General features: G+C 71.9%; 25 protein-coding genes. 11 read left to right on the forward strand and 14 right to left on the reverse strand.

The genetic code is table 11. The features are described from left to right. The first annotated feature begins 62 nt into the window (after window positions 1-62). Window positions 63-644, forward strand: coding sequence for a nucleotidyltransferase family protein (locus tag CLT68_RS00525; RefSeq protein WP_099848074.1), 582 nt, complete (start codon window positions 63-65; stop codon window positions 642-644). A gap of 18 nt (window positions 645-662) precedes the next feature. Here the strand turns inward: CLT68_RS00525 and CLT68_RS00530 are convergent, their stop codons facing one another. The 4 genes from CLT68_RS00530 to CLT68_RS00545 all read right to left on the reverse strand — a co-directional run bounded on the left by CLT68_RS00530 (window position 663) and on the right by CLT68_RS00545 (window position 5,111). Continuing rightward, entirely contained in the window at window positions 663-1,103 is a 441-nt protein-coding gene (locus CLT68_RS00530) for a PPOX class F420-dependent oxidoreductase (RefSeq protein ID WP_099848076.1), read from the reverse strand. Window positions 1,104-1,234: 131 nt separating this feature from the next. Beyond that, window positions 1,235-2,260: an aspartate-semialdehyde dehydrogenase gene (locus CLT68_RS00535; protein ID WP_088949823.1), complete on the reverse strand. Its 1,026-nt coding sequence runs from the start codon at window positions 2,258-2,260 to the stop codon at window positions 1,235-1,237. A 215-nt stretch (window positions 2,261-2,475) separates the two neighbouring features. Next, on the reverse strand, window positions 2,476-3,825 hold the full coding sequence (locus CLT68_RS00540) for a M16 family metallopeptidase (RefSeq protein ID WP_099848078.1): 1,350 nt from the start codon (window positions 3,823-3,825) through the stop codon (window positions 2,476-2,478). Beyond that, complete coding sequence (locus CLT68_RS00545) at window positions 3,822-5,111, reverse strand: M16 family metallopeptidase (RefSeq protein WP_088949825.1); 1,290 nt, start codon at window positions 5,109-5,111, stop codon at window positions 3,822-3,824. The genes CLT68_RS00540 and CLT68_RS00545 overlap by 4 nt, the downstream gene beginning before the upstream one ends. Before the next feature lie 100 nt (window positions 5,112-5,211). On the opposite strand from CLT68_RS00545, the gene CLT68_RS00550 reads away from it, so the two are divergent. Continuing rightward, window positions 5,212-5,955 carry a phosphodiesterase gene (locus tag CLT68_RS00550; RefSeq protein WP_088949826.1) on the forward strand — a complete coding sequence of 248 codons (744 nt, stop codon included), beginning with the start codon at window positions 5,212-5,214 and terminating at the stop codon, window positions 5,953-5,955. Here CLT68_RS00550 and CLT68_RS00555 read toward each other — a convergent pair. Beyond that, on the reverse strand, window positions 5,922-6,140 hold the full coding sequence (locus CLT68_RS00555) for a hypothetical protein (RefSeq protein WP_088949827.1): 219 nt from the start codon (window positions 6,138-6,140) through the stop codon (window positions 5,922-5,924). The two genes, CLT68_RS00550 and CLT68_RS00555, sit on opposite strands and share 34 nt — an antisense overlap. 272 nt (window positions 6,141-6,412) lie before the next feature. Between CLT68_RS00555 and CLT68_RS00560 the strand changes: the two genes are divergently transcribed. The 3 genes from CLT68_RS00560 to CLT68_RS00570 all read left to right on the forward strand — a co-directional run bounded on the left by CLT68_RS00560 (window position 6,413) and on the right by CLT68_RS00570 (window position 8,237). Next, window positions 6,413-7,507: a 3-deoxy-7-phosphoheptulonate synthase gene (locus CLT68_RS00560; protein WP_099848079.1), complete on the forward strand. Its 1,095-nt coding sequence runs from the start codon at window positions 6,413-6,415 to the stop codon at window positions 7,505-7,507. A 278-nt stretch (window positions 7,508-7,785) separates the two neighbouring features. Then, window positions 7,786-8,019: a hypothetical protein gene (locus tag CLT68_RS00565; protein WP_218907803.1), complete on the forward strand. Its 234-nt coding sequence runs from the start codon at window positions 7,786-7,788 to the stop codon at window positions 8,017-8,019. Window positions 8,020-8,042: 23 nt separating this feature from the next. After that, window positions 8,043-8,237: a hypothetical protein gene (locus tag CLT68_RS00570; protein WP_099848081.1), complete on the forward strand. Its 195-nt coding sequence runs from the start codon at window positions 8,043-8,045 to the stop codon at window positions 8,235-8,237. A gap of 65 nt (window positions 8,238-8,302) precedes the next feature. Here CLT68_RS00570 and CLT68_RS00575 read toward each other — a convergent pair whose 3' ends face one another. Genes CLT68_RS00575 through CLT68_RS00585 form a run of 3 tightly spaced genes read right to left on the reverse strand, consistent with a single transcriptional unit; the run spans window position 8,303 to window position 9,577 of the window. Then, a complete protein-coding gene (locus tag CLT68_RS00575; protein ID WP_088949833.1) occupies window positions 8,303-8,842 on the reverse strand; it encodes a DUF1360 domain-containing protein in 540 nt (179 codons plus the stop codon). Between the two features lie 55 nt (window positions 8,843-8,897). Further along, window positions 8,898-9,236, reverse strand: a complete 339-nt coding sequence (locus tag CLT68_RS00580; RefSeq protein ID WP_099848083.1) for an SRPBCC family protein — start codon at window positions 9,234-9,236, stop codon at window positions 8,898-8,900. Next, window positions 9,236-9,577: a DUF6158 family protein gene (locus CLT68_RS00585; RefSeq protein WP_370453105.1), complete on the reverse strand. Its 342-nt coding sequence runs from the start codon at window positions 9,575-9,577 to the stop codon at window positions 9,236-9,238. The genes CLT68_RS00580 and CLT68_RS00585 overlap by 1 nt, the downstream gene beginning before the upstream one ends. 121 nt (window positions 9,578-9,698) lie before the next feature. Here CLT68_RS00585 and CLT68_RS00590 point away from each other — a divergent pair, with 121 nt between their 5' ends. Then, a complete protein-coding gene (locus tag CLT68_RS00590; RefSeq protein WP_199176957.1) occupies window positions 9,699-10,121 on the forward strand; it encodes a hypothetical protein in 423 nt (140 codons plus the stop codon). Between the two features lie 25 nt (window positions 10,122-10,146). Then, entirely contained in the window at window positions 10,147-10,476 is a 330-nt protein-coding gene (locus CLT68_RS00595) for a DUF3817 domain-containing protein (protein WP_088949837.1), read from the forward strand. 48 nt (window positions 10,477-10,524) lie between these two features. Here CLT68_RS00595 and CLT68_RS00600 read toward each other — a convergent pair whose 3' ends face one another. After that, the gene (locus CLT68_RS00600; RefSeq protein WP_088949838.1) at window positions 10,525-11,046 is read right to left on the reverse strand and encodes a DUF6232 family protein; all 522 of its coding nucleotides are present in this window, start codon (window positions 11,044-11,046) and stop codon (window positions 10,525-10,527) included. 498 nt (window positions 11,047-11,544) lie between these two features. Here CLT68_RS00600 and CLT68_RS00605 point away from each other — a divergent pair, with 498 nt between their 5' ends. After that, complete coding sequence (locus CLT68_RS00605; protein WP_099848085.1) at window positions 11,545-12,522, forward strand: C40 family peptidase; 978 nt, start codon at window positions 11,545-11,547, stop codon at window positions 12,520-12,522. A 70-nt stretch (window positions 12,523-12,592) separates the two neighbouring features. Here CLT68_RS00605 and CLT68_RS00610 read toward each other — a convergent pair whose 3' ends face one another. From CLT68_RS00610 to CLT68_RS00625, 4 genes are all read right to left on the reverse strand, one after another. Further along, window positions 12,593-13,582 (reverse strand): sigma-70 family RNA polymerase sigma factor, encoded by a 990-nt coding sequence (locus CLT68_RS00610; protein ID WP_088949840.1) that lies wholly within the window; start codon window positions 13,580-13,582, stop codon window positions 12,593-12,595. 380 nt (window positions 13,583-13,962) lie between these two features. Further along, a complete protein-coding gene (gene murQ, locus CLT68_RS00615) occupies window positions 13,963-14,919 on the reverse strand; it encodes an N-acetylmuramic acid 6-phosphate etherase (protein WP_099848087.1) in 957 nt (318 codons plus the stop codon). Continuing rightward, a complete protein-coding gene (locus CLT68_RS00620) occupies window positions 14,916-15,830 on the reverse strand; it encodes a MurR/RpiR family transcriptional regulator (RefSeq protein WP_088949842.1) in 915 nt (304 codons plus the stop codon). Before CLT68_RS00620 ends, murQ begins: the two co-directional genes overlap by 4 nt. Window positions 15,831-15,903: 73 nt before the next feature. Beyond that, window positions 15,904-16,920 carry an NAD-dependent epimerase/dehydratase family protein gene (locus CLT68_RS00625; RefSeq protein ID WP_099848088.1) on the reverse strand — a complete coding sequence of 339 codons (1,017 nt, stop codon included), beginning with the start codon at window positions 16,918-16,920 and terminating at the stop codon, window positions 15,904-15,906. Window positions 16,921-17,033: 113 nt separating this feature from the next. Here CLT68_RS00625 and CLT68_RS00630 point away from each other — a divergent pair, with 113 nt between their 5' ends. Then, the gene (locus tag CLT68_RS00630; RefSeq protein ID WP_099848090.1) at window positions 17,034-17,723 is read left to right on the forward strand and encodes an SDR family NAD(P)-dependent oxidoreductase; all 690 of its coding nucleotides are present in this window, start codon (window positions 17,034-17,036) and stop codon (window positions 17,721-17,723) included. Here CLT68_RS00630 and CLT68_RS00635 read toward each other — a convergent pair. Then, window positions 17,708-18,379, reverse strand: a complete 672-nt coding sequence (locus CLT68_RS00635) for a dTMP kinase (RefSeq protein WP_099848091.1) — start codon at window positions 18,377-18,379, stop codon at window positions 17,708-17,710. The two genes, CLT68_RS00630 and CLT68_RS00635, sit on opposite strands and share 16 nt — an antisense overlap. 181 nt (window positions 18,380-18,560) lie before the next feature. Between CLT68_RS00635 and CLT68_RS00640 the strand changes: the two genes are divergently transcribed. Together CLT68_RS00640 and CLT68_RS00645 are read left to right on the forward strand one after the other, a co-directional pair. Beyond that, window positions 18,561-19,145 carry a nucleotidyltransferase gene (locus CLT68_RS00640; protein ID WP_088949846.1) on the forward strand — a complete coding sequence of 195 codons (585 nt, stop codon included), beginning with the start codon at window positions 18,561-18,563 and terminating at the stop codon, window positions 19,143-19,145. Then, a complete protein-coding gene (locus CLT68_RS00645) occupies window positions 19,142-19,417 on the forward strand; it encodes a BON domain-containing protein (RefSeq protein WP_088949847.1) in 276 nt (91 codons plus the stop codon). Before CLT68_RS00640 ends, CLT68_RS00645 begins: the two co-directional genes overlap by 4 nt. Window positions 19,418-19,420 lie beyond the last annotated feature (3 nt).

Below are 19,420 nucleotides of genomic sequence, written 5' to 3' on the forward strand. Positions count from 1 at the left end.
GCGGACGACGCACCCCGCGCGTCGCGTTCCCACCGCCTGGTGCCGCTGCCTACCGTGGGCCGATGACGACGGGCGAGCAGGAGTTGCGGGAGTTGGTCGCCGGCTGCGCCTGGCTCACCCGGGCACTGACAGTGGTGCGTGACTCCGGGCTGCCGGACGCCTGGATCGGCGCGGGCGCCCTGCGCGACCTGGTCTGGGGCGAGCGGTACGGCGACGGGTTCGATCCGACGATGGTCCGGGACGTGGACGTGGTCTTCTTCGACCCGACGAGGCTGACCCGCGACGACGACCACCGCGCCACCGCCCGCCTGACGGCGGCATGGCCCGACCCGCCGTGGCAGGCACGCAACCAGGCGGCGGTGCACACCTGGTACGCGGCGAGGTTCGGCGGCGACCCGATCGAGCCGTACCGCAGCGTGGCCGAGGCGGTGGCCACCTGGCCGGAGTACGCGACGGCGGTGGTCGTCCGGCTGGACCCGGCCGACCGCCTGGAGGTCTGCGCCCCGTACGGTCTGGCGGATCTGCTGGGCGGGGTCTGGCGGCACAACCCGGCCCGGGTGGACGTGGCCCGGTCCCGGCAGCGGTTGGCCCGGCACCGACCCGCGCAGCGCTGGCCCGGGGTGACCGTGATCGAACCGGGCTGACCGGCAGCGACGGGCGCGTCAGCCCCGGGGCGGCATCCCGTAGATGCGCTCCACGTGCAGGCGCAGCACCAGCCGCGCCTCGTCGACCATGGCCTGGCGGTATTCGTCCCAGTCGGGGTGGTCGCCGCGCAGCCCTCGGTAGAGCGCCACCAACTCCTCGACGGTCTCGTCGCCGGGCTCGGCGGCCGGCGCGGTCAGCTCGGCGCGGCACTCGACCACCGCGTACGCCCAGCCGTCCTCGCTGCCGACGTGGAAGCTGGCCCGGGGGTCCCGGCGCAGGTTGGCGGTCTTGGCCCGGCCGCCGGTGACCGAGACCCGGATCAGGCCGGCGCCGCGGTCGAAGGAGTAGACCACTGTGGACAGCTGTGGCCGCCCGTCCCGCTTGATCGTGGCGAGGACGCCCATCGAGCCCCCGGCGACCAGATCGGTCAACGCCTGCTGGACGCGGTCATCCGGCACGGGTTCCTCCAGGTGGGACGATCGATCGGCTTCGTCCCATCCAAGCACGACCGGCCGATCGTCGCAGGAGGCCGCCAGGAACGGGACCGGGCCCCCGCCGACGTGCGGCGAGGGCCCGGTGACGACGACGGTCAGCGGCGTTCGGCGGCGACCAGCTCGGCGATCTGCACCGCGTTCAGCGCAGCGCCCTTACGCAGGTTGTCGTTGGAGCAGAACAGGGCCAGCCCGTAATCAGCGGTCTCGTCGGCGCGGATCCGTCCCACGTACGTCGGGTCCTGCCCGGCGGCCTGCAACGGCGTCGGCACGTCGGTCAGCGCCACACCGGGCGCGTCGGCCAGCAGCTCGTGTGCGCGCTGCGGGGTGAGCGGCCGGGCGAACCGGGCGTTGATCTGCAACGAGTGACCGGTGAAGACCGGCACCCGGACGCAGGTGCCGGACACCTTCAGGTCGGGGATTTCGAGGATCTTGCGGCTCTCGTTGCGCAGCTTCTGCTCCTCGTCGGTCTCGAACGAGCCGTCGTCGACGATCGAGCCGGCCAGCGGGAGCACGTTGAAGGCGATCGGCTGGGTGAACGAGCGCGGCGCGGGAAACTCCACGGCCGAGCCGTCGAAGGCCAGCCCCGCGGCGTGCTCGGCGACCTTGCGGACCTGCTCGTCCAGCTCGGCGACGCCGGCCAGCCCGGCACCGGAGACCGCCTGGTACGTGGAGACGACCAGGCCGATCAGACCAGCCTCGGCGTGCAGCGGGCGCAGCACCGGCATCGCGGCCATCGTGGTGCAGTTGGGGTTGGCGATGATGCCCTTCGGGCGGTCGAGGGCCGCGTGCGGGTTGACCTCGGCGACCACCAGCGGCACCTGCGGGTCCATCCGGAACGCCGAGGAGTTGTCGATCACCACGGCGCCGGCCTCGGCGACCCGGGGTGCCAGCTCCCGTGCCGTGCCCTTACCGGCCGAGAAGAGCACGATGTCCAGGCCGGAGTAGTCCGCGGTCGCGGCGTCCTCGACTGTCACCTCACCGTCGCGCCACGGCAGTGTCCGCCCGGCCGACCGCGCCGAGGCGAACAACCGCACCTGCTCCGCCGGGAACTTCCGTTCCGCCAGCACCTGCCGCATCACGCCACCGACCTGGCCGGTGGACCCCACAATGCCGATCCTCATGCTCGCGAGGCTACCCAGCCCACCACCGCAACCGGGAGCCCTTTCCCACGCCCCAGGCCCGCATCACACCCACCCCACCGCAAAAACCCATCCCCGACCGCCCCACCACCCCTCGGTGCCCTCCCCCGTGATCAAGAGGTTTGCGTCAGAAATCGCGCTTGGTTTGACGCAAATCTCTTGATCAACGGCGGGTGGGGGCAGGAGGGCGGGCGGGGTCAGGGGTTGGGGTTGGTGATCAGGTCGCCCAGGTTTGCCGCCGTCAGGTCGTCGCGGATGACCGCGGCGTCGCCTTCGATGACCAGGGTCAGCGCGTCCGGGTGCAGGTGGGTGGCCGCCGCTGCGGAGACCTGGTCCACGTCGGCGGCGAGCAGCGACTCCCGCAGACGGGCGTGGTAGTCGTCCGGCAGGTCATGCACCACCAGCGTGGTCAACGCGGAGGCGATCGCCCGAGGGCTCTGCAACTCGACGGAGAGCTGCCCCGCCCGCCAGGACCGCGCCACCTCCAGCTCGTCCTCGGTGACCCCGCTGGCCTGGGTACGGGTGATCTCGCCGACCGCCTCGACCAGGGCCGGCGCGGTGACCGCCGTCTGCACGCCGGAGCTGACCGCGAACCGCCCGAACCGCCGGGACGACGCGAAGTCGCCCCGGATGCCGTACGTGTAACCGTGCACCTCGCGCAGCAGGTGGTTGAGCCGGGAGGTGAACGCCCCGCCGAGCACCGTGCCGGCGAGCGTCATCGGCACGTGGTCGGGGTGTGCCCGGTGCGGCGACGGGTGACCCAGTCGCAGCGTCGACTGCACCGAGCCGGGACGGTCCACCAGGATGATCCGCCGGCCGGTGTGCAGCGGCACGTCGAGCGGGCCGCCCCGCTCGGCCGGGCCGCCGCCGGTGCCGGCGAACGCCGCGGCGGCGAGCGCGTCCAGGTCGATCCGGTCCAGGTCACCGGCGACGATCAGGGTGCCGGGGCGCAGGAACCACTCGGAGTGGAAGACCGTGACGTCCTCCACGTCCAACCCGGCGACCGAGTCCGGGTCGCCGTGCATCGGCCGTCCCCAGCGGTTCTCCGCGCCGAACAGGTCCGCGCGCAGCGCGGCGTCGGCGCGCGGGCCCGGGTTGGCCCAGTCCATCCGGAGTGCGGTCGCCTCGTCGTCGCGGACCCGGCGCACATCGGCGGGGTCCAGCTTGGGCGTCCGCACCGCCTCGGCGAGCAGCTCCACGGCCGCGCTGAGCCGGTCCACCGGGATCACCACGCTGGCCTGGAACGAGTCCCAGTCCAGCCCGGTCATCAACGCGGTGCCGAGCCCCTCGACGGCGAGGGCGTACGCGGCGGCGTCCCGTTGCGCGGTCCCCTCCTCCAACGCCTTCGCCAGCACACCGGACAGGCCCTCCTTGCCGACCGGCTCCTGGCCCGCGCCCACGTCGAGCAGCAGCAGCGCCACGGCGAGGTTCTGCCCGGGCAGGTGCGCGGCGACGACCTGGCCGCCGGCCACCGTGCGGCGGACCACCGGCGGAAACCGGTACGGGCGGGCGGCGCCCGGGCCGGGACGGTCGGCGATCAGCGTCATGAGGTCTCCTCGGGCAGGTAGGTCAGGACCACCCGGTCGGTGGCGAGCACCTCGGCGGCGGCCTCGGCGATCTGCTCGGCGGTCACCGCGAGCAGGCCCGGCAACTGGTCGGCGATGCGGGCCGGGTCGCCGAACTGCGTGGCGTACCGGCCGAGCAGGTCCGCGCGGCCGTCCACGGTGGACAGCTGACGCCACCACCCGGTGCTGAGCAGCGCCTTGGCCCGGTCCAGCTCCGCGGCGGTGACCGGCACCGTGGCCAGCTCGTCGACGACCTCGGCCAGCCCTTCGGCGAGCCGCTCGGCGCTCACTCCGGGGCGGGCGGTGGCGGTGGCGATCAGCGGCGCCGGGGCGTGCGCGAGGTCCACCCCGTACGCCCCGACCAGGTCCGGCTGGGCGATCCGCTCACCGTCGGCGAGCCGCTGGTAGAGCCGGCTGCCCCGACCGCTGCCGAGGATGGTGGCGAGCACGGTGATCACGTTGTAGCCGGGGGTGCCGAACGGGTAGCTGCGGTGGGCGATGTACACCCGGGGCGCCGGCACGTCGGCGCTCACCGACTCGACGGCCGTCTGCCCGGTGGCCGGGACACTGCGGCCGTCCGGGGCCGACGGGATGTCGTCGCGCGCGGGAAGGGCCCCGAAATACTTGTCGGCCAGTGCGAACACATCCGAGGCGGTTGCGTCGCCGACCACGGTGAGCACCGCGTTGTTGGGCGCGTAGTAGGTCTGGTGGAACGCCTGGAAGGTGGCGAGGTCGGCGGCGTTCAGGTCGGCCATCGAGCCGATCGTCGCGTGATGGTACGGGTGCCCCGGCGGGTAGAGCAGGGGCAGCAACCGCAGCCAGGCGTCCCCGTACGGGACGTTCTCGTAGCGCTGCCGGCGCTCGTTCTTGACCACGTCGCGCTGGTTGTCCAGCGTCTCCTGGGTGAGCGCCGGGACCAGGCCGCCCATCCGGTCGGCCTCCAGCCAGAGAGCAAGCTCCAGATGCTCGGCCGGCACCGTCTCGAAGTAGTTGGTCCGGTCCGGATTGGTGGTGGCGTTGAGCGAGCCGCCGGAGCCCTGGATCAGCTTCATGTGCTCGGTCTTCGCCACGTTCACCGAACCCTCGAACATCAGGTGCTCGAAGAGATGGGCGAAGCCGGTCTGCCCGGCCGGCTCGTGCCGGGAGCCGACGTCGTACCAGAGGTTGACGGCCACGGCCGGCGCCGTGCGGTCCTCACTCACCACCACGCGCAGGCCGTTGTCCAGTCGGGACGTCTCGATGGGCCAGGGGTAACCGCTGTCGGGCATGCCCCGACGCTATCCGATCTCACGGGCGGAAAGGTGACGTGCGGTCGGTCGGCGAGCCGACCCGCCGCATCGGGGCCGCCGCGCGGGGTAACGGAGGGGCATGACCGTCACCCCGCCCCCGTCCGCCGGCTGGGCCGCCACCGCCGTCGAACGCGCCAGCGCCGCGCTCGGCCGGCGGCGCCACGGCCGGCTGCTGCATCCGGCCGGTCACTCTTTCGCCGGCGAGACGATGATCTGGGGTACGCCCGGACCACCCGTCGGTGTCGGTCTGCTGGACGAGCCCGGCCGGTACCGGGCCACCGTCCGGATCTCCAAGGGCACGCCGACGCCCGGCAGTTGGCCGGACGTGCTGGGTCTCGCGCTGCGCCTGCACCGCGACGGCGAGCGTCCCTTCGACCTGCTGGTCAGTTCCAGCGGCGCGGCCCCGCTGCTGCGCAACCTGCCGCTGCCCCGGCGCCGCTTCACCGGGACGTACACCACGATCATGTGTTACCGCGTGGGCCGTCGCCGGATCTGGCTGGCCGCGCTGGCCGACCCCGACTCGGTCGGCCTGGGGCGCAGCCTGAGCACGGTGGCCGCCGCGACCCGGGCGGACACGCCGCGTCTGGTGCTCGCGGTCGCGTCCGCCGTGGGGTCGTGGCGGCCGGTGGGGCAGGTCAGCTTCGGTGCGCAGCTCAGCGCCGAGGAGGACGCCGCGCTCGCGTTCGACCCGGTGCGCAACCTGCCACCCGAGCTGCGGGTGGCAGGTCCGCTGGCCTGGCTGCGCGAGCAGACCTACCGGGGGTCACGCCGGGCACGTGGTGCGACAGCTCAGTCCGGCGGCTCGACCGCGACCACCGTCTGATCCGAGGTACGACGTTCCAGCACGGTGTCCGGGGCGGCGTTCTGGTCCGCCTCGCGGATGTCCGACTCGGCGAGGATCGCCTCCGCCTGCGCCTCCGGGTCGTCGCTGCCCACTGCCTCCTCCTCGGGCAGGAGGTGGTGGGCGCGGGACTCCACCCGGTCCTGATCGCTCTGCTCGTTGGTCATGGCACCCCTGTTACCCCGACCTCGTCCCCGGCACGCTGCCTCCGCCCCGCATCTTGGGACGACGGCCGGAGGTTCCCGCCCGGTCGGGTACGCTGGCCCGGTGACGCGTTCCTATCGATGGTTTAGGCAGCCGGCTCGCACGCCGGTGACTTCACCATGAACTGACGTCACCACGGACCGAGCCGGCTGGGCAGGAGCTGTCGTTCCTGCCCTTTTGCGTACGAGCAGCCGGCTCGTCCCGGGCACCGGCCCCGGGCACGGTCGGCGGAAGGATGCCCACCGTGACGACCCCGGAGACCAATCGGGTCAGCGATCAGCGGATCGACCGTGTCGTGCCGTTGACCACGCCCGCCCTCCTGCACCACGAGTTACCCCTGGACGCCCCGCTCGCCTCGGCCGTGCTGACCGGCCGCCGCGCGGTGGGTCGGGTGCTCGACCGCGAGGACGACCGCCTGCTGGTGGTGGTCGGCCCCTGCTCGGTGCATGATCCGGCCGCCGCCCTCGACTACGCCGAGCGTCTGCGCGGTGCCGCCGACCGGGTGGCTGACGACCTGCTGATCGTCATGCGGGTCTACTTCGAGAAGCCGCGCTCCACCGTCGGCTGGAAGGGCCTGATCAACGACCCGGGCCTGGACGGCAGTGGAGACGTCAACACCGGCCTACGGCTGGCCCGGGCGCTGCTGCTCGACGTGCTGCGTCTCGGCCTACCGGTGGGCTGCGAGTTCCTCGACCCGATCACCCCGCAGTACATCGCGGACACGGTGGCCTGGGGCGCGATCGGTGCCCGCACCGTGGAGAGCCAGGTGCACAGGCAGCTCGCCTCCGGCCTGTCCATGCCGATCGGCATGAAGAACCGCCCCGACGGCAGCATCGGCACGGCCGTGGACGCGATCCGCGCCGCCGGGGTGCCGCACGTCTTTCCCGGCATCGACTTCTCCGGCACCCCGGCGATCATGCACACCCGTGGGAACACGGATGGGCACCTGGTGCTGCGCGGCGGCGGCGGCCGGCCCAACTACGACGCCGAGTCGGTCGCCGACGCGCTCGACCTGCTCCGCGCAGCCGACCTGCCGGAGCGGCTGGTGATCGACGCCAGTCACGCCAACAGCGGCAAGGACCACCGCAACCAGCCGAAGGTCGCCGCGGACGTGGCCGCCCAACTGGCCGCCGGCCAGCGTGGGATCACCGGCGTGATGCTGGAGTCGTTCCTGTTGCCGGGCCGGCAGGAGCTCGACCCCACCCGGGAGCTGGAGTACGGCCGCTCGGTCACCGACGCCTGCCTCGGTTGGGACGACACCGCCGAGGTGCTCGACCACCTGGCCTCCGCAGTGCGGGCCCGCAGGGCCACCCTGCCGACGACGGTGTGACGGCCGCCACCCGAGGGCACGGAACACCGACGGGGGTCGGCTCGTTGACAGGGGTGTCGGTGTGTCCAGTGTCCCCGGGCCTCACCTAAATAGCCTTCGCGGAATACCGTCCGGCTGGAGCCGCGTAGTGCCACTCGCCGAGAGGCGACCTGCACACCGACACCAGCGCCGCCCCCGACCCACAAGGTCGGGGGCGGCGCTGTCTGTGGGCGGGCCACCAGAGCCAGAGGTGCGACAGGCCCCCCGGCGTGACGTTTGACCGATTCCGCCCCGGGTAGCTGATCGAGGTGACCGACGACGCATCCGTGTCCGGCGAGCCGGACACCCGGGCCCTCGACGACCTGCTCGACGACATCTACCGGGCGCAGGAGCGGGTCACCCAGGCCGAGATCTACCGCCGGGCGGTGGCTGCCGAGCTCCCGCCGGACCTGCTCGCCCGCATCGACGCGCTGCCCGAGGGCGAGTACGCGGTGGACGAGGCCAGCGACCTGCTGGGCGGTTCGATCGGGTGAGCGACCGCAGAAGGGACACCGACATGACCGACCGCGAGGACCACGACGAGGAAATGCCGGCGCTGGGTCAGCCGCCGAAGGGCAGGGACACCACGCCTGAGCCCGACTTCGCCAACGAACACGACCGCACCGCCGTGGACCGGGACATCATCACCGGGGCGGACGAGGACGAACGGGAGCCGGAGTCGCCGCACGGCTGGTCCGGCATGCAGCGCTGAGACGTACGACATTCGACAGCGGGGGCCGGCATGCGCCGGCCCCCGCTGTCGTTGTCCTCGACTGCTCAGTCGTCGTCGTGCCCACCCTCGGCGGCCTGCTGCGCCGTCGCGTACGCCATCTGGAGGAAGTCCGACGCGGCGACCGCCGTCAGGGCGGTGGCCACCAGCCGGGTCAGCCGGGGCGCGAGCACCAGGCCGCCGGTCAGCCCGGTGGCCACCCAGACCGCCAGGCAGAACGGGCAGCTCAGCAACTCGCCGATGGCGTGCCGGGTCGGGCTGCCCGAGTCGCGGACCTGCTCCATCACCTCGCCGCTGCCGATCGGGCGGTCGTAACGGGTGAACGGCGCCCGCAGGGGGCTGGTCACCGCGTCCTTGGACAGCAGCCGGCTCAACTTGTGCGTGGCGATGGAGAGCAGCACCACGTCGGACGGGGCGGGACGCTCCGGCACCGGGCGGCCGGTCACCTTGACCAGACCGGCGAGAGCGCCCGTCACCCCGGCGTAGGCGCCCATCGCCACCAGATAGCCGCCGAGCGGTCGGTGTTCGTGCGGCGCGTACGCCCGGCGCAACCGTGCCGCCTTTTGTCGCAGGCCAGTGTCGCTCACCCGGTCTCCTCAGATGTGTCGTGGTGGTACGGGAGTGGTGTCCCGCGTGGCCGGCTCAGCCGGCCTGGAGGTTGTCGGCGACCTCGCGTGCCAGGTTGGTGAGCGCTTCGTCGGCCAACTGGTCCGGGCCCGCCCCTCCCGAGCCGTCGGCCAGGTCGAGCTGGATCCGGGCGCCGCCGGAATCCGCGGGCTCCACCCGGATCTCGGCGGACCAGTCGTCGCCGTCGCCGTCACCCCAGCGGGCCCGCAACTCCTCGCCATTGATCTCGGCGGCGGGGCTGCCGTCGCCGCGAAGCGGCTCCGGCAGCCAGGCGGAGGCGCGGTCAGGGTCGGTGGCCGTGTTGAAGACCACCTCGGGTGGCGCGGACATGCCGCGCACGGCGCGCGCCGGCATCAGGCGTCCCGCAGGCGGCTGGGGTCGACCTCCCGGCCCGGGTGGCGGGCCAGGTACTCGGTCTCGAGCTCCGCCGTACGTCGCAGGTGGTTGGCGAGCGCGGAGTCCGACGCGTGCCGCAGGGTGTCGAGGCGGGTGCGGTGCAGGCTGTGCATCTCGCGGATCAGATCCTCGTCGGTCAACTCCGTCGGGTCGATGCCGGGCAGATCGCCGTCGAGACCCGTGGAGCCGGCCGGGTCGGCGAGGTCGTCGCCGCCCCACTCGGGCACCCGCTGCTCCGGGCTCATGTCGCTGCTGCCGCTGGACGCAAAGCCGTCCTCACGTACCGATCCGGTCATGATCGCCCCCCTTGATCTCGTTTGGGCTGGCGTCTAGACGATTGCCCAGGTGCGGGATCGCCAAACCCGCGTCAGCTACGACACGGTGTCGGAGACCGGCGCCGTCCCCGGTACCCTCGATGCCATGAGGCGGCTCTGGACCCCGGCGTGGATCGCGCGCCACGCGGCCATGGTCGTGCTGACCGTGGGTTTTCTCGGGCTGGGTTGGTGGCAGGTCAGCCGAGCCGCGGCCGGCAACAGCCTGAGCTGGGGGTACGCGGTCGAGTGGCCGATCTTCGCCGGCTTCGTGGTCTACGTGTGGTGGCGCGAGGTGAAGTTGGCCCGCAACCGGGCGGCGGAGGCCGACGCGCCACCGGCGGACCCGGCTGTCGCGCCGGAGCCGGCTGTCACCACGGGTTCCCGCCCGGCGGTGCGCCGACCGGTGCGGGTCTCCCGGGTGCCGGTCAGCGACGATGCCGTCCAGGACAACGACCTGGCCGCCTACAACCACTACCTGTCATGGTTGAACGCCAATCCGGGCGCCCGGCCCGGTGACTATCCCGGCTGAGCCGGGCTCGGAAGGACGGACGACGGTGGGCGCTGCCCTTACCCGGTACCGCGTGATCGCCTGGATCGTGGGCGTGGTGCTGATCATGCTGGTCGTGATCGGCATGCCCCTGAAGTACGTGTTCGACAACGCGGTGGTGGTCGAGACGATCGGGCCGGCGCACGGCTTCCTCTACATGATCTATCTTGTGGCCGCGTTCGACCTGAGCCGCCGCGCGGACTGGCCGCTGAAGCGGATGCTGCTGGTGATGCTGGCCGGCACTGTGCCGTTCGTCTCGTTCTACGCCGAGCGCCGGGTCAGCTCCTGGCTGGCCGCGCCGCAGGAGCAGCGGGCTCCGGAGCCGGTCGCCCGCTGAGTGGCCGCTGGGCCGACGCCACCTCGGCGCCGGCCCACCGCCGTCAGGTCAACGACTGGGTCGCCACGGGTCGGCCGACGCGAGCGGATCGACCCAGCCGCCGTACCGGTTGACTTCCCGGGCCCGTAACAGTGCCCGCGTGACCTGGCCGAACTGCCGTTCGTCGTCGGCGGTGAACAGCAGCATCTCCGTTCCCCGGTACCACCCCCACAGCTCGTAGGGCGGTGGGCGCCAGCGATCGCCCACCAGGGCGAGCGCGGCCGGAAGCAGGAACACCGCACCCAGGATGAGGTACGCCCCGGCGGTCAGGCGGTGCAGACCTCCGGTGAAGCCGAGCAACAGCCCGACACCGCCGAGCATGCTGGCGGTGATGACCACGGCCCGCACGGCGATCCGGTCGTGCGGGCCCCGGGTGGTCCGCAGATGGGTCAGGTCGGCGACCTGGTAGCTGGTTCGACCGGCGGTGAACCGGTCGACGGTCACGATGATGCCGGGCCGTGCGTACAGCAGGGTCGACCGGGCGCCCGGCACCGTTCGCGGCGGCGTCGTTCCTGCGCCTTCACGATTCACGGTTCCTCCCGCGGGGGACGGTTGGCCGAGATGACCCGCTGAATGACATCGCTACCGGTCGACGGGATTCCCGGCTCCGTTCACATTGTGTTGGGAGAACGCCAGCCGGCCTGGGCATTTGCGGACTCTCGACAGCTCCCCCAACCGCAGGACATCGCCGAGAAACAGCATCCATTTCAGGTTTTATCGGTTATGGGGGGCGGGTCTCCGGCGGCATACGCCCGGAACGACGAAAGTCGCATTTCCGTCAGTTGGGCACCAAAAGGGCGATACGCCCTCCCCTGTCAGGCGTCAACAGCCACGATGACGCCACCCAGCGCAGGGGTACGACAGGCCACTTCGCCAACATTCGCCCCTGCTTCAACTGCGAGCAACATCCGTCCCGGGTTAGGTTGGGCGAGCCGGTCCGGCCCAGTGCCGTCCGCCCCGGGTGGCCCCGGCCGGTGTCGCCGAGGGCATCAGCAGCCCCGGCGGCCGTGGGAGAGGGGCCTTCCGCTCTTGTCATCCCTGAGAAACCTGCTGCGCACCGTGGCGCTGGCCGGCATGTCGGCCGCGCTGATCGCCCCGACGGCGGTGGCTCGCGCCGAGCCGTCCCCCGCCGACCTGACCCGCCGGATCGAGACGTCCTCGACCGAGTTGGAGCGGGTCGTCGAGTCGTACAACAAGCTGCGTGAGGAGATCAAGACCAACGAGGCCGCAGCGGCCCGATTACAGGCCCGCATCGGCCCACTCGAAGAGCAGGCCAAGCAGAGCCAGGCCGACGTGGCCAAACTGGCCAGCACCGCGTACAAGACCGGCGGCCTGCGGACCGCGGACGCCCTGCTGCGCGCCGAGGGTGCCACCGCGCTCCTGGACCGCCTCGGCACGCTCGACCAACTGACCCGCCAGCGGCAGGAGAGCATCTCCAGCTACACCGCTGACCAGCGGCGGCTGCTCGACGAGAAGTCCCGCCTGGACGCGACACTGACCCGGCAGGCCGCACAGGCCCGTGAGCTCGCGGCAGGCAAGAAGCAGATCGAGCAGGACCTGGCCAGACTGTACGAGCTGCGCGAGCAGGCGTACGGGGCGGCCACCGAGCGACCCGAACCCAAGGCCGCGGTGGCCGAGGCCAGGAACGTGCCCGCGGTGGCAGGTGACGCCGGGGCCGCGGTGCGCTACGCGTTCGGCGCGCTGGGCAAGCCGTACGTCTGGGCAGCCGATGGGCCCAACGGCTACGACTGTTCCGGGCTCACCTCGGCGGCCTGGCGGGCGGCCGGAAAGTCGCTGCCACACAACACCCGGATGCAGTGGAGTGCCGTCGCGCACATCGGCCGGGGCGACCTACGCCCAGGCGACCTGGTGTTCTACAGCGGGCTCGGGCATGTCGCCCTCTACGTGGGCGACGGCCAGGTGATCGACGCGCCGAGCGCCGGTCGCAACGTGCTCAAGCGGGGCATGAACATGATGCCCATCCAGGGCTACGGTCGGGTCCGCTAGGCAGACGAATACGGCGAATGGCCGGCGTCCCCCTATCGGACGCCGGCCATTCGCCGTATTTACCACCAGGTCAGGCTGCCTGCAGCCCCTCGGCCCGGGCCAGCTCACGCAGCCGACCGAGAGCCTGGATCTCCAACTGTCGGATCCGCTCGCGGGAGAGCGAGAACCGGGAAGCGACCTCGGTGAGCGAGTGCTCCCGGCCGTCCTCCAGGCCGTAGCGGGCCCGCATGATGCCCGCCGACCGGTCGTCGAGGTGGTTGAGCAGGCCCTCGATGCGCTGCCGCTCCAGACCGCTGAGGACGATGTCCTCCGGCGACGGCGCGTCACTGTCGGCGACCAGGTCGCCGAGCTTGGTGTCACCGTCGTCGCCCACCGGGGTGTCCAGCGAAACGGTGTCCTGCGACCAGCGGCGCAGCTCGTTGACCCGCTCGACGGTGACGCCGAGGGCCGCGGCGATCTGCTCCGGCTCCGGGTCGGCGCCCAGCTCACGGGTCAGCTGCCGGGCCACGTTGCGCATCCGGTTGACGTCCTCCACCAGGTGCACCGGCAGACGGACGGTGCGCTCCTGCTGGGCGATCGCCCGGCTGATCGCCTGGCGAATCCACCAGGTCGCGTAGGTGGAGAACTTGTAACCACGCTCGTAGTCGAACTTCTCGACCGCCCGGACCAGGCCGGTGTTGCCCTCCTGGATCAGGTCCAGCATGGGCATGCCCGAGCGCACGTAGCGGCGGGCGATCGATACGACCAGTCGGAGGTTGGCGCGGATGAAGAGGTCCTTCGCCCGCTCTCCCTCGACGACCAGCCACTCCAGGTCGGCCCGGTCGACACCGGCGGGGAGGGCGTCCTCACCGAGCAGGTGCTCGGCGTAGAGGCCCGCCTCGATCGCCTTGGAGAGATCGACCTCCTTGGCGGCGTCCAGCAGTGGCGTCCGGGAGATCTCGTGCAGGTAGACGCCGACCAGGTCGCGCTCCTCGGCAACCTCGTCGGTTCGCATGCCGATGTTCTTGTCCACGTTGCCCACGGTCCCCTCGCTCGCGCCGGTTGCCCGGTTCCTTGCCATTCCCCACGTCCGTCAGCCCCTGGTAACTTCTGCTGTGCCCATCGGTGCTGACACCTACACAACAGATGAGACGTGTCGGGGATTCCGTCTCGTGAGTCGAAAGTGTCACGAATGCCTGAGTAGTAGCTGAGAGCACGGTCCATGTTTGCTGTCAGGACCCCGTCTGGCGGCTCTACGCTGGGCGCCACGCGCGGGTCACCGACCATGGCAACACCGCCGGCCCGGGGGCACAGCGACCCGGGTCACCACTCTGCTGCGATCCTGGTCACTGGCTGATACGCACCGGCGGACCGGTCGGTTCATCCATCGGGAGTGTTATTACCCCCCGGCCTGATGAACAATCCGAAGCCCGGTTCGCTTCCCGGTGGGCCGGGCGGGGGTCAGGAGGCGAGCAGGGCGAGGGCGCCGCGGACCTGGTCGGCGGAGCGGGCCAGTGCGGCCCGGGCGGCGTCCACCTCGGCGCCGGACACCAAGGCGACGAGCGCCGTCTTCAGGTCACCGTCGGCGGCGGAGAGGGCCTGCTGGGAGACCTGCTCGGAGCAGCCGGTGGCCTCGACCAGAATCGAGATCATTCGTCCGCGGAGCTTCGCGTTGGTGGCGACCATATCGATCATGAGGTTCGAGTAGACCCGGCCCAGACGCACCATGACGGCGGTCGAGAACGTGTTGAGCACCAACTTCTGTGCGGTGCCCGCCTTCATCCGGGTCGACCCGGTCACCACCTCGGGTCCGGTGTCCACCCCGATGAACACGTCGACCGAGCGAGCGGCCTCCGCCTCCGGATTGGCGCAGAGCAGCACCGTCGAAGCACCCTTGGCCCGGGCCGAGGCGAGCGCCCCGAGGACGTACGGGGTGCGTCCGCTGGCCGCCAGACCGACCACCAGGTCACCGGCGCGCACACAACCGGCCGCCTCGACCGCGCCGCCCCGCTCGTCGTCCTCGGCGTCCTCCACGGCCCGCCACATGGCGTCCGGGCCACCGGCGAGGTGGGAGCAGAACCAGTGCCGGGGCGAGTTGAAGGTGGGCGCCAGCTCGGCCGCGTCGAGCACTCCCAGGCGGCCGGACGTGCCGGCGCCGAAGTAGTGCACCCGGTGACCGCCGCGCAGGGCCGCAACCGCCAGGTCGACGGTGGTGGCGATCTCGTCGAGCACCGCTGCGACCGCGGCCGGCACCCGCCGGTCCGCCTCGTTGATCACGGTGAGGACGTCCCGGGTCGACATCAGGTCGAGGTCGACGCTGAGCGGGTTGCGCCGCTCGGTGGGCGCACCCACCCGGACCGTCGGGCGGGCGGGCGGTGCTGGCACGTCCTCGTCCGGCTCCACCGCACCTGCCGTCATGCCCGCCTCCGGTTGGCACCCACCCGGTGCGACTGGACCGCCTCGGCGGTCGCCTCCAGTGCCTTGCGTGCCCGGGCCCGGTTGCGGGCGGCCACCCCCACGAAGAGGCAGTCGACGACGGTGAGCTGGGCCAGCCGGCTGGCCGTCGCGCCGGAGCGGTAGGTGGTTTCGCGTGCCGCCGTGGTCAACACGAAGTCCGCGACGTCGGTGATCGGCGAACGCGGGAAGTTGGTCAGTGCCACCGTGACGGCACCCCGGGTGCGGGCCTGCTCCAGCACCTCGATCACATCGGAGGTGGTGCCGGTGTGCGAGATGCCGATCGCCACGTCGCCCCGACCGAGGAGGGCGGCCGAGGTCAACGCGGTGTGCACGTCCGGGAAGTAGAAGGCGATCCGGCCGATGCGGTGCAGCTTCTGCTGGAAGTCGGAGGCGACGAAGCCGCTGGCGCCGGCGCCGTAGATGTCGATCCGACCGGCGCCACTGATCGCCTCGACCACCTGCTCACAGACGGCGGGGTCGAGCTGCTCGGCGGTCTCCTCGACCGCTCGGGCGTCGTTGAACGCGATGGTGGCGATGATCTGGGCGAGGTCGGCGCCGGGCGGGATGTCACCACCGACCACCCGGGCGTCCGGCGGCTCGATCCGGCGAGCGGCCTCGGCGGCGAGGCGGATGCGCAGTTGCGGGTAACCGTCCATGCCCACCGAACGGCAGAACCGGATGACGGTCGCCTCGGATGTCTCCGCTGCGGTGGCGAGGTCGGTGATGGTCCGCCGGGCCGCAGCGGCCGGATCGGACACGACCAGTCGGGCAACCCGCTGCTCGGCGGGCGACAGCGACGGCAACAGCCCGCTGATGTGGACGATCAGCCCACCGGGCTCCTGACTCGCAGAAATCTTCGGACTCTTCGCCACGGGTGAAACTTACTTTCACCAAGCGTGAGCGTCAACTATGACTGTCCGGTAGGGAAAGTGTCGGCAGCCGGGATCACCGGTCCCGCACAGCCTGCCACTCCCGCAGGACCGCCGCCTCATCCGCCGGGTCGAGACCACCCTGCCGTACGGCGGCCGGCTGCGCTGCCATCCAGGACGCGGTCGCCCGAACGGTGTCGGACAACGGACGGACCGCCAGCCCGGCGTCCAGAGCCGGTCGGGCGTCGCGGTCCATCAGGCCGCCGGACTCCGGCAGTCGCACCCACAGCGGCAGCGCCCGCTCCCCCGACCACTCGCGAACGTCGTGGGACGACAGGAACTCCTGATCCACCCAGGTCAGGACGGGCTCCGGTGCGTCCAGCCCGGCCGCCACCCCGGCCAGCAGGTCCGCCCGTGTCATCGCCGGCCCGATGCCGTCGTACGTGCCGCTGAGTCGGGTGCCGGCGGCATGCAGCAACCAACCCGCCAGATCGGCGACGTCCACGAACTGCACCCGGTCGGTCGGCCGTCCGGGCGCGAGAACCTCTCCGCCGGCCGACAGGCGCCGCACCCAGTACGGAAAGCGGTCGCTCGGGTCCTCGGCACCGACGATCAGGCCCGCTCGGCAGATGAACGAGCGGTCCACGCCCACCCGCTCCCGGACCGCCTGCTCGATGCTCACCTTGCACTCGCCGTACCAACGGTGGTCCGGGCCGACCGGACCGTCCACGTCCGCCGGGGCGGCCGGCAGCACCGGTGCGTCCGCGGCGGTCTGGCCCGGGGTGGTGTTGTCCGCGTACACCGAGATCGTCGACACGAAGGACCAGTGGCCCACGTGGCCGGCAAGTGCGGAGAGCGCGTGCCGCGCGTGACTGACCTGGCGGGTCACGTCGACCACGGCGTCGAAGCCGTCGTCGGCGAGCGGCACCAGGGCGTCCGGGTCGTCGCGGTCGACCGGCACGAACCGGGCCCCGGCCGGCACGACGCCGGAGACGCCCCGGGCCGCGCAGGTCACGTCGTGGCCCTGGTCGAGTGCGAGCTGCGCCACCGCCCGACCGAGGAACCGGGTGCCACCGAGAATGAGGATCCGCATCCGCCGATCCTGCGCTGCCGGTAGGCGGTTCGGCCAGCCACTCTGCTCTGGGCAGAGCGTCGGCTGTGGAGCACCGGCAGGCGCCGGCCGGACGGGACGCTAGCGTGAGGCGCATGGCGGAGCGCAGCGTGTTGGTGACCGGAGGGGCTGGCGGGCTCGGCGGGGCGGCCGTCGCCGCGTTCGTCGAGGCGGGCTGGCGGGTGATCGTACCGGAGCGGGAAGCCCGGCCCGGGTCGGAGCCGGCAGCGGGGGTGCTCCGGCTGGTCGCGGACCTCAGCGATCCGGCTGGCGCGACGCGGGCGGTCGAGGCCGCCGCCGGCGACCCGGCGGCGCCCCTGCGGGCCGTGGTCAACCTCGTCGGCGGGTACGCCAGCGAAGGCCTGGTGCACGAGACCCCGATCGAGGTCTTCGAGCGGATGCTCACCGTCAACCTGCGGCCCACCTATTTGGTCACCCAGGCCGCGTTGCCGCATCTGGTGGCGGCCGGTGGTGGCGCGGTGGTGTGCGTCTCGGCCCGCGCGGCGGTCGCCCCGTTCGCCGGCGCGGCCGGTTACGTGACGGCCAAGGCCGGGGTGCTTGCCTTCGCCAACGCGGTCGCGGTGGAATACCGGCCCCGCAACGTCCGCTGCAACACCGTGCTGCCCAGCGTCATCGACACCCCGGCCAACCGGGCCGCCCAGCCCGACGCCGACCACTCCCGTTGGGTCGCGCCGGACGAGATCGCATTGGTGATCCGTTTCCTCGCGTCGGAGGAGTCGGCGCCGACCAGCGGTGCCACCGTTCCGGTCTACGGGCGGGCCTGAGTCACCAGCGGGGGCACCTCACCGGGTGCCGCCCTGGAGGACGCTGGCAGCCAGGTCTCCAGGTGCGCCTGGATCTGCTCGGTGACCTCCTCGGCCGGGCGGCCCGCGTCCACCAGCACGAAACTCGGGTATTCGGGCAGGGCCCGGTAGGCGGTGTCCGCCGCGGTCAGCCAGCCCATCGTCTCGTGATCGGTGCCGCGTTCCTCGATGCGCCGGTACGCCTCGGCCGGGTCCACGGCCAGCAGGAAGGTCACCTGCGGCGTCGGAAAGAGCCGGTAGCCGGCCCGTGCGAGCCGTTCCCAGCGTTGCCCGCCGTGGGCCCGGATGCTCGCGTACTGGCAGGCCGAGTAACGGTCCATCACCGCCGTCCGGCCGGTGAGCAGACAGCTGATCAGGGCTACGGCGATGGCGAGCCAACGGAGCACGGACTCCACCGCCAGCACGCCGTCGCGCCCGACCAGCCGCTGGGCGTCGGGCCGCCCGAGCCGGTTGGCGAGCCGGCCGAGCCAACGACGGCCGCTGGCGTTGCGGCGGTATTTCGCGGGGCGGCCGGCCGCGTTCAGCGCGTCGGCCAGTCGGTGAGCCTGAGTGGTCTTGCCCGAGCCGTCGATGCCGATGAGGGCGACAGTGCGCAACCGGGCCCTGCGTCGTCGCATCCCCGATGATCTGGCCACCCTCGACAGGTTATCCGACCCACGCACCCGACCCGTGAGGTATGTGATGGTTTATCCCTGTTGACACCCGACCGGGACACCCGCAGGTGTGGCCGACCGGAATGCCGGGTACCGGAGTCCGTATCCAACCGCCGGTCCACCAACACGACGACGGGAGAGCCAGATGGCTGAGCGCGGAGACGAGAGTCTGGTGCACACCCTCAAGAAGGTCGCCGCCGTGCTCAAGCAGTCCGAGATCCCGTTCGCCCTGGGCGGCAGCTTCGCCGTCTACGCCCACGGGGGCCACTCCAGCGAGCACGACGTCGACTTCCTGATCCGGGAGGTCGACGTGGAGAAGGCACTGGAGGCCCTGGTCGCCGCCGGGTTCGTCGCCGAACGCCCCCCGGAGGACTGGCTGGTCAAGGTCTTCGACGACGGCCGGATGGTGGATCTGATCCACCGGCCGATCGAGACACCGGTGACGGAGGAGACGTTCGCCGACACGGTCATCCGGCCGGTGGACGCGATCCAGATGCCGGTCCTGTCCGCCTCCCAGCTGATGGTGCACAAACTGCTCAGCTTCTCCCAGCACTACTGCGACTTCGCCCGCGGCCTGCCGCTGGCCCGCTCCCTGCGGGAGCAGATCGACTGGGAGCGGGTACGCAAGGAGACGGAGCACTCGCCGTACGCCGAGGCGTTCCTGGTGCTGCTGGACCGGCTGGAGGTGGTGCCGGCCGCCGGCACCCCGACCGGAGAGGGGACATCGTGACCCACCAACGCGACATTGGCGCCGGGCCACCGGACGAGTACGTCGAGGCGGAGATCCAACGGCTCCTCGCCGAGGACCCCGCCGTCGCCGAACAGGGGATCACCGTGGTGCGGCGGGAACGCGCCATCGTGCTCTACGGCGAGGTGGAGAGCCCACACCGGCGCGAGGAGATCCTGCGCCGGGTGTCCGAGCGCTTCCCGGACGTCCCGATCACCAGCGACATCGGGGTGATCCGCGTCGAGGCGCCCACGGAGATCGAGCAACTGCCCTGAGGG

It is taken from the genome of Micromonospora sp. CNZ299 (assembly GCF_002754415.1).

What these genes read in the sequence shown, in the direction of transcription:
- CLT68_RS00525 (WP_099848074.1), top strand. Translation starts at nt 63, where the DNA reads ATGACGACGGGCGAGCAGGAGTTGCGGGAGTTGGTCGCCGGCTGCGCC.
- CLT68_RS00535 (WP_088949823.1), bottom strand. Translation starts at nt 2,260, where the DNA reads ATGAGGATCGGCATTGTGGGGTCCACCGGCCAGGTCGGTGGCGTGATG.
- CLT68_RS00540 (WP_099848078.1), bottom strand. Translation starts at nt 3,825, where the DNA reads ATGACGCTGATCGCCGACCGTCCCGGCCCGGGCGCCGCCCGCCCGTAC.
- CLT68_RS00545 (WP_088949825.1), bottom strand. Translation starts at nt 5,111, where the DNA reads ATGCCCGACAGCGGTTACCCCTGGCCCATCGAGACGTCCCGACTGGAC.
- CLT68_RS00550 (WP_088949826.1), top strand. Translation starts at nt 5,212, where the DNA reads ATGACCGTCACCCCGCCCCCGTCCGCCGGCTGGGCCGCCACCGCCGTC.
- CLT68_RS00555 (WP_088949827.1), bottom strand. Translation starts at nt 6,140, where the DNA reads ATGACCAACGAGCAGAGCGATCAGGACCGGGTGGAGTCCCGCGCCCAC.
- CLT68_RS00560 (WP_099848079.1), top strand. Translation starts at nt 6,413, where the DNA reads ATGCCCACCGTGACGACCCCGGAGACCAATCGGGTCAGCGATCAGCGG.
- CLT68_RS00570 (WP_099848081.1), top strand. Translation starts at nt 8,043, where the DNA reads ATGACCGACCGCGAGGACCACGACGAGGAAATGCCGGCGCTGGGTCAG.
- CLT68_RS00580 (WP_099848083.1), bottom strand. Translation starts at nt 9,236, where the DNA reads ATGCCGGCGCGCGCCGTGCGCGGCATGTCCGCGCCACCCGAGGTGGTC.
- CLT68_RS00590 (WP_199176957.1), top strand. Translation starts at nt 9,699, where the DNA reads ATGAGGCGGCTCTGGACCCCGGCGTGGATCGCGCGCCACGCGGCCATG.
- CLT68_RS00610 (WP_088949840.1), bottom strand. Translation starts at nt 13,582, where the DNA reads ATGGCAAGGAACCGGGCAACCGGCGCGAGCGAGGGGACCGTGGGCAAC.
- murQ (WP_099848087.1), bottom strand. Translation starts at nt 14,919, where the DNA reads ATGACGGCAGGTGCGGTGGAGCCGGACGAGGACGTGCCAGCACCGCCC.
- CLT68_RS00625 (WP_099848088.1), bottom strand. Translation starts at nt 16,920, where the DNA reads ATGCGGATCCTCATTCTCGGTGGCACCCGGTTCCTCGGTCGGGCGGTG.
- CLT68_RS00630 (WP_099848090.1), top strand. Translation starts at nt 17,034, where the DNA reads ATGGCGGAGCGCAGCGTGTTGGTGACCGGAGGGGCTGGCGGGCTCGGC.
- CLT68_RS00635 (WP_099848091.1), bottom strand. Translation starts at nt 18,379, where the DNA reads ATGCGACGACGCAGGGCCCGGTTGCGCACTGTCGCCCTCATCGGCATC.
- CLT68_RS00640 (WP_088949846.1), top strand. Translation starts at nt 18,561, where the DNA reads ATGGCTGAGCGCGGAGACGAGAGTCTGGTGCACACCCTCAAGAAGGTC.